General features: G+C 48.9%; 13 protein-coding genes. All 13 read right to left on the bottom strand.

Annotated features, from left to right (window positions below):
* Positions 1-20: 20 nt before the first annotated feature.
* From EDM59_RS03085 to fliR, 13 genes are read right to left on the bottom strand one after another with little or no spacing between them, the layout of a single operon-like run.
* The gene (locus EDM59_RS03085; RefSeq protein ID WP_122922284.1) at positions 21-1,436 is read right to left on the bottom strand and encodes a flagellar assembly protein A; all 1,416 of its coding nucleotides are present in this window, start codon (positions 1,434-1,436) and stop codon (positions 21-23) included.
* 37 nt (positions 1,437-1,473) lie between these two features.
* Positions 1,474-2,262: a FliA/WhiG family RNA polymerase sigma factor gene (locus EDM59_RS03080; protein WP_122922283.1), complete on the bottom strand. Its 789-nt coding sequence runs from the start codon at positions 2,260-2,262 to the stop codon at positions 1,474-1,476.
* 17 nt (positions 2,263-2,279) lie between these two features.
* Entirely contained in the window at positions 2,280-2,657 is a 378-nt protein-coding gene (locus EDM59_RS03075) for a hypothetical protein (RefSeq protein ID WP_122922282.1), read from the bottom strand.
* A 2-nt stretch (positions 2,658-2,659) separates the two neighbouring features.
* Positions 2,660-3,145, bottom strand: a complete 486-nt coding sequence (locus EDM59_RS03070) for a chemotaxis protein CheD (RefSeq protein WP_122922281.1) — start codon at positions 3,143-3,145, stop codon at positions 2,660-2,662.
* Complete coding sequence (locus EDM59_RS03065; RefSeq protein ID WP_092266680.1) at positions 3,132-3,758, bottom strand: chemotaxis protein CheC; 627 nt, start codon at positions 3,756-3,758, stop codon at positions 3,132-3,134. Before EDM59_RS03065 ends, EDM59_RS03070 begins: the two co-directional genes overlap by 14 nt.
* A 5-nt stretch (positions 3,759-3,763) precedes the next feature.
* The gene (locus tag EDM59_RS03060; protein ID WP_092266679.1) at positions 3,764-4,240 is read right to left on the bottom strand and encodes a chemotaxis protein CheW; all 477 of its coding nucleotides are present in this window, start codon (positions 4,238-4,240) and stop codon (positions 3,764-3,766) included.
* Between the two features lie 39 nt (positions 4,241-4,279).
* Complete coding sequence (locus EDM59_RS03055) at positions 4,280-6,322, bottom strand: chemotaxis protein CheA (RefSeq protein ID WP_122922280.1); 2,043 nt, start codon at positions 6,320-6,322, stop codon at positions 4,280-4,282.
* A 21-nt stretch (positions 6,323-6,343) separates the two neighbouring features.
* Positions 6,344-7,483, bottom strand: a complete 1,140-nt coding sequence (locus tag EDM59_RS03050) for a protein-glutamate methylesterase/protein-glutamine glutaminase (protein WP_122922279.1) — start codon at positions 7,481-7,483, stop codon at positions 6,344-6,346.
* A gap of 33 nt (positions 7,484-7,516) precedes the next feature.
* Positions 7,517-8,380: a MinD/ParA family protein gene (locus tag EDM59_RS03045; RefSeq protein WP_122922278.1), complete on the bottom strand. Its 864-nt coding sequence runs from the start codon at positions 8,378-8,380 to the stop codon at positions 7,517-7,519.
* A gap of 4 nt (positions 8,381-8,384) precedes the next feature.
* Positions 8,385-9,722: a flagellar biosynthesis GTPase FlhF gene (flhF, locus tag EDM59_RS03040; protein ID WP_122922277.1), complete on the bottom strand. Its 1,338-nt coding sequence runs from the start codon at positions 9,720-9,722 to the stop codon at positions 8,385-8,387.
* Positions 9,719-11,761, bottom strand: a complete 2,043-nt coding sequence (gene flhA / locus EDM59_RS03035; protein ID WP_122922276.1) for a flagellar biosynthesis protein FlhA — start codon at positions 11,759-11,761, stop codon at positions 9,719-9,721. Before flhA ends, flhF begins: the two co-directional genes overlap by 4 nt.
* An 18-nt stretch (positions 11,762-11,779) precedes the next feature.
* Entirely contained in the window at positions 11,780-12,877 is a 1,098-nt protein-coding gene (gene flhB / locus EDM59_RS03030) for a flagellar biosynthesis protein FlhB (protein ID WP_122922275.1), read from the bottom strand.
* Entirely contained in the window at positions 12,874-13,659 is a 786-nt protein-coding gene (fliR, locus tag EDM59_RS03025; protein WP_122922274.1) for a flagellar biosynthetic protein FliR, read from the bottom strand. The genes flhB and fliR overlap by 4 nt, the downstream gene beginning before the upstream one ends.
* Between the last annotated feature and the right edge of the window lie 2 nt (positions 13,660-13,661).

Below are 13,661 nucleotides of genomic sequence, written 5' to 3'. Positions count from 1 at the left end.
GATGGTACACCAAACGGAAGTCAAATGAGCGTAGCTGTGCTGATCTCGCCATCCAATACGACAAACCGAGTTCGCGCGTATTCATGTTTGATAAAATGCACCAGCTTGCCAAACGTCATCTTAATACCAGGATACATCACATGATACGCCTCGATCGCAGCTGGTCCTTCGCCTTTCAACTCGGTTTCAACATCTTTTTTCCGAGCTTCCAGCGATTTGCATTCCTTTTCCAGGACGAGCCTGGTGTTGGTGAGTTTAATTTGCAGCATGCGTTTATCTGGTGGCAGCTCCCCGCTGACTTGCAGAATCTGATTCATCACACTCAAACCTTGATCCGTTTTACGCAGGTTCTCGTATACCACTTGCAGTTCCTTTTGAATTTGTACGAGTTCCTGACGCAGCTCAGGCTTTACCCCCACCTCCAAAATCGTCGGGGTTGCACTCGTATTGCCAAATACCCGCGCAGCGATCTTCTCGCCCGCCTGCAAGACTCCACCAATGATGATTCCTTTGGCGCCCTTGCAAATGATCTCTTTGCCTGCACGCACGGTTGAAAACATGATGCTCTGGGAGACAATCACTTGGTTTCCTGCTGTTACATTCGCATTTTGTATAAATGAAGTCCGAATGTTTTGACCTGCAATGATATGACCCTTATCCTGCGCGACAATCCCGCTTTTAATTTCGATAGATCCTTCTGCGTGCAATTCAGCACCTTCAACGCTTCCCAGCACCCGAATATCCCCCGATGCTTTTACACGAAAACCATTTAAGACGTTCCCGCGAATGACCACCGTTCCCACGAAATCGATATTACCGACTCCGAAGTCCACATCTCCGTTTACTTCAAATACCGGAAAGACGTTCATTTTGTCGTTATCGGTAAACGATACTTGTCCATCTATCGCGGCGTAAATCATCGTTCTTTCCTGATTTTGCACCACGTTTTTACCTGGCTTGATCACTACATCTTTGCCAGCTTTGGGAGCGATGGTCTCTCCGGAAACGGTTGTACCTGCCGTTCCTTGACCAGCTGGAATCTTTCGTGCTAATAGCTGGCCTTTGGCGACGTTTGGAATCGATGTTACATTGTAGTAGTCTACTCGTCCGTCTTCCAATTCCTTTGGGCCGTTCCCCTCGACCACGGAATCCAAGTACGGATACTCCACGGATCCATCCACTCCCTGAACAGGAGCGACGCCCCGAGCGATGGTAACCTGGGAATTTGCGTACTTTCTCGGAAGCGCACACAAATCCCGAACGACATTGTCTAAAATACCGACCTTAATTTTTTTCCTCTCGAGTTCTTTGTAAATATCGCCTTCTGACAACAAAAGGGTATCGAGATCCTCCTCATCTACTCGAAGTAGGATCCCCGCCTCCAATTTATCCGGCGAAATATTTACCTCTAATCGATACTTCGCGATCCCTTCCATCACTTCTAACCCCCTCAAGCCTTTGGGTACTTTCTATCTACATTAATTGAGACTTCCATCGGGACAACGCAGAACGAAGACGGAACAGCGCCTTGGAATGGAGCTGAGAGATACGTGAAGGCGACAAGCTCATGATCTCAGCAATTTCGGACAGGGTCATTTCTTCAAAGTAGAACAAGGAAACGACCAGTCTTTCTTTCTCAGGCAGCTTGTCAATTACGGTGACAAGAACTTCCTTCAGACTCGTGGTTTCTGCCACATTTTCAGGCCGTGGCGTCATATCATCCACGATGTAGGAGTGTCTTGCCGTTTTCTGCTCGTCTTCCTCGCCGACTGCTTCATCGATGGAGACCATTGTCGCGAGAGAAGTTTCAAAAAACACTTGCTGAAGGTCCTTTTCACTAATCCCCAAGTATTCCGCTACTTCCAGGTCTGTAGGCATTCGCAGCATTTGCTGTTCCAAAGTTGTATACGCTTCTTCGATTTTTTTGGCCTTGTCGCGAACCGTACGAGGGATCCAGTCATTTTCGCGCAAACCGTCAATCATCGCCCCACGAATACGCCACATCGCATACGTTTCGAACTGCAAACCGCGTGTGTGATCGAATTTGGCCAATGCGTCCAACAGCCCAAAGCGACCGTAGCTGACCAGATCATCTTTGTCCACATTAGCTGGCAAGTTGATCGCCAAACGGTTGGCTACTTTGTCTACGAGCGGCAAAAAGCGTGTGATCAAATCGATTTCTGCTTCGCGACTGCCCTCTTGTTTCCACATGACCCATTTATCGAATTCTTTTGCCTTCTCTTGTATGGTTAGCCGTGCCACGAATTACTCACCAGCCTTTACTCATCTGTTAAGCGCCTAACGACCTCTGCGACAGTAGTGGGATCCTCAATGGGACGAATTCTCTCCATCTGGGAAACAGCGAGAGGAGCAAATGACTCCTCGCTCGCTTCTGACTGTTGATCCTCTGTCTCTCTCACGGGAGAAGCTGCACTACTCTGCAGCGCATCCTCTCCTTCCATCGCCGAGAGAGCCAGGGGTTGTGTCACCTTGCTGATTATCCAACGGACAGGAAAAGCGACGAGGAAAAATACGATAAATGCGACGCCTGCCCGCTCTAGTGAAACGAGCCAGACGTTACTTGCCCAAGCCGTCGCCAGCGTGACGACAAACGCGAGTATTCCCAAGCCAGAATTAATCCACAAAGTTCCCTTCATTCCTATACTTCCTTCACACCTTGATTTACTGTTCGGATTTGAAGCACGCCGTTTGTGGCATCTAATTCTATCGTCCGACCGCAGTTACCCCCTGTGTCTTCTGCCACGATCTTTATCTGTGCGTCCTTCAAAGCCTGTTTGCATGCTTCCACGTTTCTCGGTCCGATTCGCATCGTATCATTCTTGCCAAGAAACGCGAACATTTGTGCGCCACCCGCCAATTTCGCCACCATATTCCGGGTTGATGCACCCGCTCGCTCCATCTGATTGATCAAATAAGGGATCGCCGTATCCGCGTACTTTCCTACTGTCAGCTCCCCATTTTTTGCTAGAGATGATTCTGGTAGCATGACATGTGCCATTCCCGCAATTTTGTGGTTGCTGTCGTAGAGGACAACCCCTACGCACGAGCCGAGTCCAGTAGTACGCAAGCGACTCGGTGGCTTTGCCACACCGAGGTCGGCCATACCGATCTTAATAATCTCCATCGAAAGGAACTCCTAGTGAACGAAATAGAATGGGAAGGGAGTCAGGGTCAGGGATTAAAAAGAAGTTCCCTTTCACCAATTCGTTCCCCTCAAAAAAGGCGGTGTCAATCGTCAGTGCAAAGTCACCTGCTTGTCCAAGCTCAATCAATCCGTAGCTCAGAATCGCCCCTGCCATGTCCACAGCAAGTGCAGGAACAGATGGCTGAAGATTCAAGTGCGTAAAATCAGCCAATGACGATAGATAGGAGCCTGTGAGGATGTTGCCGATTTCATGCAAAGCTGAAATCTCGAACTCTTCCCACTCATATACATCCTTTTCAATCCCCGTGATCTGCTGCAGCAAATGCTTGGCCGAGTCCAGATCAAGGATGAAGAACATGTTTCCTGGACAGTCGCCTTCTACGCGGAGGAAGACCGTCACGACGACGTTCTCGGCTCCTCCTACGCAATCAGCGACCTCATCAAAAGGAATGATACTTACTTGAGGTACTTTCATATCGATTTCTTTGCTCATCAGCTTAGAGAGGGCAGTAGCTGCATGGCCTGCACCGATATTTCCAATTTCCCGCAGGACGTCAAACTGGAAATCTCCAAACTTCGTAAAATACGCCATTTTCCTTACCCCTCAATAGCGTCCAGCTGCTTGATTTCCTCTGTACTCAACACTTTGTCGAGGTTCAGCAGGATCAAGAGACGCTTGTCCAACTTGGCGACACCCCGTAGATACGCTGCTTCGACACCACCGACAACCTCTGGTGGAGGCTCGATCGCATCCACTGCGATGTCAATAACATCATTTGCAGCATCGACAATCAGTCCAACCTCCAGCTCTCCTACCGCAACGATAATGATGCGAGTAGATTCCGAGTAGACACTTTCCTCCAACTCAAAACGGTTGCGCAAATCGATGATAGGCGTTACGACCCCGCGGAGATTAATGACACCTTTTACAAACTTCGGTGTCCGAGGCACTCGTGTGATGTGCTCCAATTTTTCAATGGATTTGACTTGGCCCACTTCTACCCCGTACTCTTCATCTTTCAAGCGGAAGACAATCACTTTCACTTCGCCAACGATTTCTTTGTGCTCGAGCATGTGGCTTCCCCTCCCTTTTACGTGTAAGAATTTACGCTCCTACTTGATCAGTGCGTTGCAATCGATAATGAGAGCTACTTGTCCATCTCCTAAGATCGTTGCACCTGAAATGGCGAAAACGTTCACCAGGTACTTGCCCAAGGATTTCAGTACGATTTCTTGTTGTCCGATAAAGGAATCGACCACAAGTCCCGCCATCTTTTCGCCTTTGCGCACGATGATTACGGCTACTTCTTCATCATCTTGTACCGAGTCGCTCGCAGGTACTTGGAAAATATCCTGCAAAGATACCAGCGGAACGACGCGTCCACGGAAATCGATCACTTTCTGGCGATGCGCCATCATGATCTGATCTTTTCTAAATACAGCTGTCTCGATGATCGAGCTGAGCGGAACCGCATATTTCTCATCCTGCACTTGAACGAGCATCGCAGAAATAATGGAGAGAGTGAGCGGCAACTGGATCAGGAATGTCGTGCCTTGTCCGCGAACAGACTCTACGCCAACGCTGCCGCCAAGAGATTCGATCTTGGATTTCACAACGTCGAGTCCTACTCCCCTACCCGAAATATCCGAGATCACCTCTGCAGTACTGAAGCCGGCAGCGAACAGCAGCTCGTGAATTTGCTTGTCCGTTAAACTATCTGCTGCCGCAGGATTCACAATACCGCGCTCGATCGCTTTCTTCAGCACGCGATCCTTGTTGATCCCCGCACCGTCATCTTTTACTTCGATAAATACGTGATTACCGCTGTGGAACGCACGCAGAACGATCGTTCCCTCTTCGGGCTTCCCAGCATTTTTACGGTCGGCTGGCGACTCGATTCCATGGTCCAGCGAGTTTCTCAGCAAGTGGTTCAACGGATCGCCGATTTCGTCGATTACGGTTCGGTCCAGCTCTGTTTCCGCTCCGATAATCTCCAGATTGACCTTCTTGTTCAAATCTTTCTGCAGATCGCGAATCATACGTGGGAAACGATTGAATACTTGCTCCACCGGTACCATGCGCATCGTTAGAATGATGTTCTGCAAATCGCCGCTGATTCGGCTCATGTGCTCAACCGTCTCTTGGAGCTCGCTTTTCCCGATCTCGCGCGCCAGCTGCTCCAGCCTTCCGCGGTCAATGACCAGCTCGCTGAACAGATTCATGAGAATATCCAGTCGCTCGATATCGACGCGGATGGTTTTTCCACCAGCTGCTTGTTTGCGCACAGGTGCTTGTTGTGCTTCTGGCTCTTTTTTCACAGGAGCAGCTGCTTCTACCGTCTCTACAACCGCAGGTACAGGCGCCTGTGCTTCCTTCAGTCCGATCGGGTCAATTTTGACGTCTTGGATTTCTGAGATGTTCAGGATCGCACCGCGAATTTTATCGGCAGGGTGCATCGTGACATAAGCAATCTCAAAAGAAGTCTCAAACCGTTCGTTTTCTATGTCTTCCACGGTCGGCTTCGTCTTAATGACTTCACCGAGGGACTCCAGCTGATCGAAGACCATATAGGCACGGGCTGCTTTCAGCAAGCAGTTGTCGTTCAAAGTCACCGTAATCCACATGAGGTTGTTGCCCAATTCTTTTGACTGTTTCAACACCATCAGAGCGTAGTCGTCCAGGTCCTGCTCACCCGCCACGATTTGCTCTTCGGCTGGAGCCTCTTCCTCAATGGCAACAGCTGATGCTGCAGCAACTTCACTTTCCGCTGTGAATTCACCTGCCACGATCGCCCTCAGCTTTTTCACAGGTCCGGATACATCTGCGGAGCCATCTCCGCCTTCCGTAATGTCAATCACCATGCCCTCGATCAAATCCACACTCTGGAAAATTACATCCATAATGTCGCTTGTGATCATCAGCTTCTGGTTGCGGATGAGATCCAGTACATTTTCTGCTTCATGCGTCAGATTTGCCATGTCTTCAAAGCCCATGGTCGCCGACATCCCTTTCAAGGTATGCGCAGAGCGAAAGATTTCCTTTACGTGTGTAATGTTCCCTGGATCATTCTCCAGCAAGAGCAGATTGGCATTGATTGCTTGCAGATGTTCTTTCGATTCTTCGATAAACATGTCCAAATACTGATTCATATCCATCGGTGATCCACCTCCCAAAAATCAGTGCACGAGCTTGCACAACAGCTCAGGTATTTTATCAACGGGTGCTACATGATCAGCCAACCCCGCTAATGCTGCTGAACGAGGCATTCCATAAACGACACATGTCGACTCATCTTCGACAATGCTCGTAACAGAATCGAGCTCCTTCATCATTTTTAGACCTTTTGTCCCATCATTTCCCATGCCTGTCATGATAATTGCCCATTTGTCTACATTTGTCAATCGACTGACTGATTCAAATAATGTGTCCACAGATGGTCGATGACCGCCTCGAGGCTCTTCCTGATGTAAATGGGCCTGCAGTCTTCCATTGACATGGCGGACTTCAAAATGGTATCCGCCAGGCGCAATGTAGGCTGTTCCTGGCTCCAAAATCTCTCCATCCACCACTTCCGTCACCCGTATCTGGGACAGTGTATTCAACCGCTGCGCCAACGATTTCGTAAAACCGGCCGGCATATGCTGAACAATCGCGATAGGAGCGGGAAAATCTGCCGGTATCGCCGTCAAGACCACTTGCAAAGCTTTCGGTCCCCCCGTCGATGTACCCAGCGCTACCAATCTTGGCCTTGTCCCAGGATTCTTTTTGATGGGCGGCTTTATTTCGTTTGGCGTACTCGGCGTCACGATCGGCACGGCTGCTGTTGAAAGCGGTGGTGGCGTTTGGACAGAGGCTGGCTTCGTTTCCCATTTTTTAAAGATGCTTGGCCTTGGAACAGCACGCTTCCATCTGCCTTTTGCCATACTTGCCGCTTTTACCCGCTCAATCAAACGATCTCCAACCTTATGTATGTCGAGTGAGATAGGCCCTGACGGCTTCGTCACAAAATCGAATGCGCCCAGCTCCAAAGCCTCGATCGTAGCCTCTGCGCCCTCGCGCGTCAAACTGCTCAGCATTACAATCGGCAAAGGGTGCTCACTCATCAATGACTTCAAAGCGTCCAGACCGTTCATCACAGGCATTTCGATGTCCAGCGTAAGCACATCTGGATTCAGCTGTTTGCATTTTTCAATACACTCGAGTCCATTCCTTGCTCGATCAATGACTTCAATCTCAGGGTCTGAAGACAAAATATCTGTTATAACTTTTCTCATGAATGCAGAATCATCTGTGACAAGAACTCGAATTTTACTCAATGCAAGAACGCTCCTTTCCTACACCCTGTTGCTCTATCGTATGAAGTGTTTCAGCTTCGCAAAAAATCCTTTCAGACCATTCGCCTGGGTATCTGTTTGGGCTGAGCTTTGCAGATACTGCCCAACCAAGCTCCGAATGCTCCGTGAGGCATGCGATTGCGGATATGTAAGTAGAAAAGGACGCTGCTGCTTTACTGCTTTGGTAACATGCGAATCATCCGATACAAATCCTAGCGCTTGAATCTCCAGATCTAGAAAACGCTTGGCTACCATCGCTAACTTGTCAGCAGTCATTTTCCCTTCTCGCTCATTGACCACTCGATTGATGACCAGGCGGATCCTAACGGCAGGATTTCGGGAATGCAGCATCTTAATCACCGCGTAGGCATCCGTAATCGCGGGCGGCTCCGGTGTGGTAACGACAATGACTTCATCCGAGGAGAGCATAAAATGCAAGGACTCTTTGGATAAACCCGCTCCTGTATCGAAAATGATGGTATCGGCGTACCCTTGTAGCGGGTCAAGGCGGCTGAAGAGCAAGTCCAGCTTTTCATCATCCAGCTGCATGATCTGCGTGAAACCTGATCCGCCCGCAATAAATTCCAAATGGCCCGGGCCCTTTTCCATAATGTCCCACACTGTCGTATCCGGTTCGAGCAGATGGAACAGATGCTTTTTAGGCGAAATGCCCATCAAGACATCCAAATTGGCCAGACCTAGATCGACATCGAACAAAACGGCCTTATGTCCTCTCTCGATCAATCCGAGACCAAAATTGAGACTGAAATTCGACTTCCCAACTCCGCCTTTACCGCTCGTGACCGTAACCAGCTTCGTCGGGCGCTTCTGTGTGCTCTGCTGTATTCGTTGTCGAAGTTGTTCGGCTTGATCGCGCATCGACTCAATCTCCTACTACCATGGATGAAACGAGCGATGGAGTCGCCACTACAATATCATCTGGCACATTTTGTCCTGTCGTGATGTAGGAGAATGGGAGCTTCATCTCCTGAGACACATTCAGCATGTTACCAAAGCTTTGCGTTTCGTCTGCTTTCGTAAAGATCACTTGCTTGTTCGGCACATCCGCAAAATTTTGAACGATTGCTTTCATGTCCTGATATTTTGACGTCAGGCTGAGCACCAGGTAATTAACGCTGTTCGTTCCATGATCGACAAGCTGCCTAATGCCCTGTACATATTCATCGTTGCGGAAGTTGCGTCCAGCCGTATCTACAAAAATCAGGTCGCAATCACTCAATCGCTCCATCGCCGCAGCCATTTCTTTTGGCTGAAACACGACTTCCAGTGGTACGTTCAAAATATTTGCGTATGTTTTGAGCTGCTCTACAGCAGCCATACGATACGTATCCGCTGTGATAAACCCAATCTTTCGCTTTTCTTTCAGCATGCTATCGGCGGCGAGCTTTGCGATGGTCGTCGTTTTACCGACACCCGTTGGACCAAAGAAAAACGCGTATTTCACCGTTCTCTCCAGCTTCAATGGCGGCTGCTGATTCGCTGCCACTATCCCAGACACGATCTCACGGGCTGCAGTGCGTGCATCTGCCTCTTGCCATTCACCGGCAGTTGGCAAACCCTCCATCAGCTTAGCAAGTATGGTGGCGGTGACATCTTCTGTTACCCCTTGCTCCAGCAGCCTGGTCCGTATATTTTGGATAACCAGAGGAAGCTGCTGACTCAGATCATTCACGAGCAGCTTCTGAAACATTTGGCGCATATCACGGACTTCACTCGCAAGGGCATCTGCACCAGCTGTACTTGCCGATACCGTTTCCATTGGCTTGGAGACTGGCAAGCTCGGAGACGGCTGCTGCTTGATCCCATCCATCACGGCGGCGGCTGGCTTTGTCTCTCGCTGCACCAGCACCTCTGGAGACTCTGGAGGAGACGGCTCGCGTTCTTGTACGGCAACAGCACTTTCTGCTTTCGGTAAAGCTTTTCGATACGCTTGCTTGGCGGTATATGCGCCTGTACCGAATTGCGCGCGAGGTGCAGCGTCCATTTGTCGATTCATAGCCGGCCCCCGACTTGCTTCATTAGAAGAGGCTTTTTCATCTACTGCGGCAATCACTTCTATTTTCATCTTGCCAAACATTCCAAACAGGCCGCCTGTTTTTACAGACTTGGAATTTAAAATGACAGCATCCTTCCCCAAGTCTACTCTGATTTTTTCTAGTGCTTCCGGCATTGAATCGACTATGTAACGTTTCACTCTCACGAAATATTCACCATCCCTACGCTTTGCACTTCAACATGTGGCTCCAGCTCGCTGTATGACAAAACGGGAACATCCGGCATCATCCGATCGAGCAATTGACGCAAGTACATACGGGTAGCTGGAGAAGAAAGGAGGATCGGCTGTTGTCCGGAGTTGATCATCTTTCCTACCTCTGCCGACATCGTTTGGTAGATTCTTTGCGATGTCTCTGGATCCATCGCCAGATAGCTGCCTTGCTCTGATTGTTCGACACGCTCCGAGATGACCTTTTCCAAACCAGCTCCGGCAGTCAGTACCCGCAATGGCTGTCCAGGCTCTGTATACTGAAGCGTAATTTGTCTCGACATCGCTTGTCTGACGTATTCGGTCAAAATATCTGTGTCTTTGGTATAAAGAGCGTGGTCTGCCAATGCTTCGAGGATAATATTCAGGTTGCGCACGGATACTTTTTCCCGCAACAGCTTTTGCAATACCTTTTGTATATCCCCAATCGAAAGCGATCCTGGCACCAGCTCGTCCACCAATACGGGAGCGGTTTCCCTCACATTGTCGATCAAAGCACGCGTTTCCTGACGGCCCAGCAGTTCGTGTGCATGACGTTTGATGATTTCGGTCAAGTGAGTAGCCACTACAGAAGGCGGGTCGACTACCGTGTAACCAGAGAGCTCGGCAATCTCCTTATTCTCTTCTGTTACCCATAATGCAGGCAATCCAAACGCAGGTTCCACGGTTTCAATCCCGACAACGGAATCATCTTCAAAACCGGGGCTCATTGCCAGGTAGTGATCCAGCATGATTTCCCCTTTCGCTACTTGATTGCCTTTGATTTTGATCATGTATTCGTTCGGTCTCAGCTGGATGTTGTCGCGAATGCGGATGACCGGAACCACGATCCCCATTTCCAAGGCAATCTGCCTTCGAATCATGATGACGCGATCGAGCAGGTCACCGCCCTGTTTCACATCTGCCAGCGGGATGAGTCCGTAACCAAATTCGAATTCGATCGGATCCACCTGCAGCAGATTGACAACACTTTCGGGACTGCGTACTTCCTCGATCTGCTGTTCTTCCACTTTGTCTTGCGATTCGAGCAGATCCATCCTTTGTTTATTACTCTGCTTCCACCCAGCAAACCCCATAATCCCTGCAACCGGCAAGACTGGCAAGAGCCCAATTGGCGTAAACATCCCCAAAAGGAGCATGCATCCCGCTACGATGTACAGCAGTCGTGGGAAGTTGAACATTTGCTTGACGATGTCTTCTCCCAAGCCTTCGCCAGAAGTAGAGCGAGTCACAATGATACCTGCTGCCGTCGAGATCAACAGGGCGGGGATCTGGCTAACGAGCGCGTCACCCACAGACATTGTTGTAAAACGGGAAGCAGACTCTGCGAAACTCATATCATGAATGAGCATCCCGATGATAAAGCCGCCGATAATATTTACGATAAAGATGATGATTCCTGCAATGGCGTCCCCTTTTACGAATTTGCTGGCACCATCCATCGCTCCGTAAAAGTCTGCTTCATTTTCGATTTTTTTCCTTCTAGCTCGCGCTTCTGCTTCGGTAATCATCCCTGCGTTCAAATCCGCGTCAATACTCATTTGTTTACCGGGCATGGCATCCAACGTAAAGCGCGCCGCAACCTCTGCCACACGTTCGGAACCTTTGGTAATAACGATGAACTGGATAATAATCAGGATCAGGAAAACGACAAAACCTACGACTTGATTACCACCAACGACAAAATCCCCAAAGGTTTCAATCACCTTGCCGCCTTCTCCATGAGAGAGAATGTTCCTCGTCGTGGAGACATTCAGTGCCAAACGAAACAGCGTAGTAATGAGCAGGACTGTGGGGAAAATGGAAAACTCCAGCGTTTCCTTGGTGTACATGGACACGAGCAAAATGGTCAACGCAAGGGAGATATTTAGAATCAAGAGCAAGTCAAGCAGTCCAGAAGGGAGTGGGATCACCATCATGACTACAATGCTTATGACGAAAAGAATCGTACCTATCTCTTTGAATTTGAATCCCACGGTTCATCCTCCTTTCTCTTATTTCAATTTCCCCTGCAGCTTGTACACGTACGCGAGAACCTCCGCTACCGCTTTGAACAAATCTTCGGGAATTTGTTGTCCGATCTCAACCTGACTATAGAGAGCCCTGGCCAAGGGCTTGTTTTCCATCGTAACGATCCGGTGTTTTTTTGCCACTTCTCTGATTTTTAAAGCAAGGTAGTCTTGCCCTTTGGCTACCACCGTAGGAGCACTCATCGCACTCGCGTCATAACGGATGGCAACGGCAAAGTGCGTCGGGTTGGTAATAATGACATCCGCTTTCGGCAGCTCTTGCATCATGCGCCGGATGGCCATGCTGCGTTGCCGCTCGCGAATCTTTCCTTTAATCAGCGGATCCCCTTCAGCCTGCTTGTGCTCGTCTTTTAAGTCTTGCTTGGACATGCGCAAATTCTTTTCGTACTCATAGCGTTGATACGCATAGTCCAAAACGGCTAAAACGAACAACAAGAGCCCTAGGTAGATTCCGAGCTTGGCGACCTCTCCAGCCGTAAAGGACAAAACCGTTCCCAAAGACTTCAGAGAAAGCTGCACCACCTGATCTTTGGTGCTCCATAAAATCGAGTATGCTACATAGATACCCGCACCGATTTTTAATAATGATTTCAACAGCTCGACGATTGATCGCAAGGAAAAAATCCGTTTTGCACCCTCAATCGGATTCAGCTTTTCCAGTTTCATCTGAAGCGGTTCCGTAGAGATTAACCAGCCTACCTGCATAAAGTTCACTGCAAAGGCGACCAGCATCGATACACCCAAGACAGGACCTACGATCTTGATGGCTTCAAATGCTAGCTGTGAAACCATGATTTTCAGATTCTCTTCATTTAACTGCCAGCCCGTGTACGTGATCAGCGACTCTTTCATGATGTTTTGAAAGATCGTCAACATGCTCGAGCCCAGCATGATTAAGAGGAAGAAAAAAGCTGTCAAAGCGATGGCCGGAGACAAATCCTGGCTCTTTGCCACTTGTCCTTTTTTCCGAGCATCATCCTTTTTCTTCGGGGTCGCTTTTTCCGTTTTTTCCCCGTTAAAAAACTGCAAGTCTATCGGATAACGAAAGCTGATTCTTTTCATGGTGTGCCTCCGAGCAATTTCATCATTTCTGCGAGTGCCCGGAACATACTCTCAAATAATCCGTTTAATGTCAGCAAAAAGGCGGGCATCACCACGATCAACAACAAAAATCCTGCGAGCAATTTAAGTGGCAAACCTACGACAAAGATATTAAATTGGGGAACCGATTTGGCGATAATTCCAAGAGAGACGTCTACGAGAAACAAGGCGACGACAATAGGTGCCGCCATCATAAACGCACTCAGAAACATGTTGGAAAAGACTTTTACGGCGGTCATCATTACCTGCTCGCTGCCAAATGCCGCCCACGTAGCTTCTATCGGGATGGCTTCGTAGCTCTTGATGATTCCGCGGATCAGCATGTGGTGACCATTGATGCTGAAAAAGTATAGGACAGCCAGTATGTTCTTGAAATTACCTGTGATAGGTATGTAGGCACCTGTTTTCGGGTCAATTACGTTTGCCATCGCCAATCCCATCTGCATATCCATAAGTCCGCCAGCCACTTGAATCGCGACGAACATCATTTCGCAAATGTATCCGAGGATCACTCCTACCAGCGCTTCCTTGCAAACATGCAAGAGGAAGGTAAGATCCATTGCGACCTGCTGCCCCTGTAAGGGAATGAACTGAAAGCTGATGACAGCCATGAGAAAGGCTAACGCGATCTTGAACTGATTCGGTACCCCTTTAATGGAAAAGAAGGGAGCCGCTACGAAAAAGGCGCTCATTCTTACAAAAACCAATAAAAAGATGGGCAGGTATGTGAAAAAAAGATTCATAG

Origin of the sequence: Brevibacillus nitrificans, from assembly GCF_003710965.1 — a bacterium.
Lineage (GTDB): Bacteria > Bacillota > Bacilli > Brevibacillales > Brevibacillaceae > Brevibacillus > Brevibacillus centrosporus.
This window is presented reverse-complemented; position numbering and strand designations above follow the sequence as displayed.

Coding starts and splice junctions, on each gene's coding strand:
- EDM59_RS03060 (WP_092266679.1), bottom strand. CDS start 4,240: ATGCTCGAGCACAAAGAAATCGTTGGCGAAGTGAAAGTGATTGTCTTC.
- EDM59_RS03045 (WP_122922278.1), bottom strand. CDS start 8,380: ATGCGCGATCAAGCCGAACAACTTCGACAACGAATACAGCAGAGCACA.
- EDM59_RS03075 (WP_122922282.1), bottom strand. CDS start 2,657: ATGAAGGGAACTTTGTGGATTAATTCTGGCTTGGGAATACTCGCGTTT.
- EDM59_RS03070 (WP_122922281.1), bottom strand. CDS start 3,145: ATGGAGATTATTAAGATCGGTATGGCCGACCTCGGTGTGGCAAAGCCA.
- EDM59_RS03065 (WP_092266680.1), bottom strand. CDS start 3,758: ATGGCGTATTTTACGAAGTTTGGAGATTTCCAGTTTGACGTCCTGCGG.
- fliR (WP_122922274.1), bottom strand. CDS start 13,659: ATGAATCTTTTTTTCACATACCTGCCCATCTTTTTATTGGTTTTTGTA.
- flhB (WP_122922275.1), bottom strand. CDS start 12,877: ATGAAAAGAATCAGCTTTCGTTATCCGATAGACTTGCAGTTTTTTAAC.
- EDM59_RS03085 (WP_122922284.1), bottom strand. CDS start 1,436: ATGGAAGGGATCGCGAAGTATCGATTAGAGGTAAATATTTCGCCGGAT.
- EDM59_RS03055 (WP_122922280.1), bottom strand. CDS start 6,322: ATGGATATGAATCAGTATTTGGACATGTTTATCGAAGAATCGAAAGAA.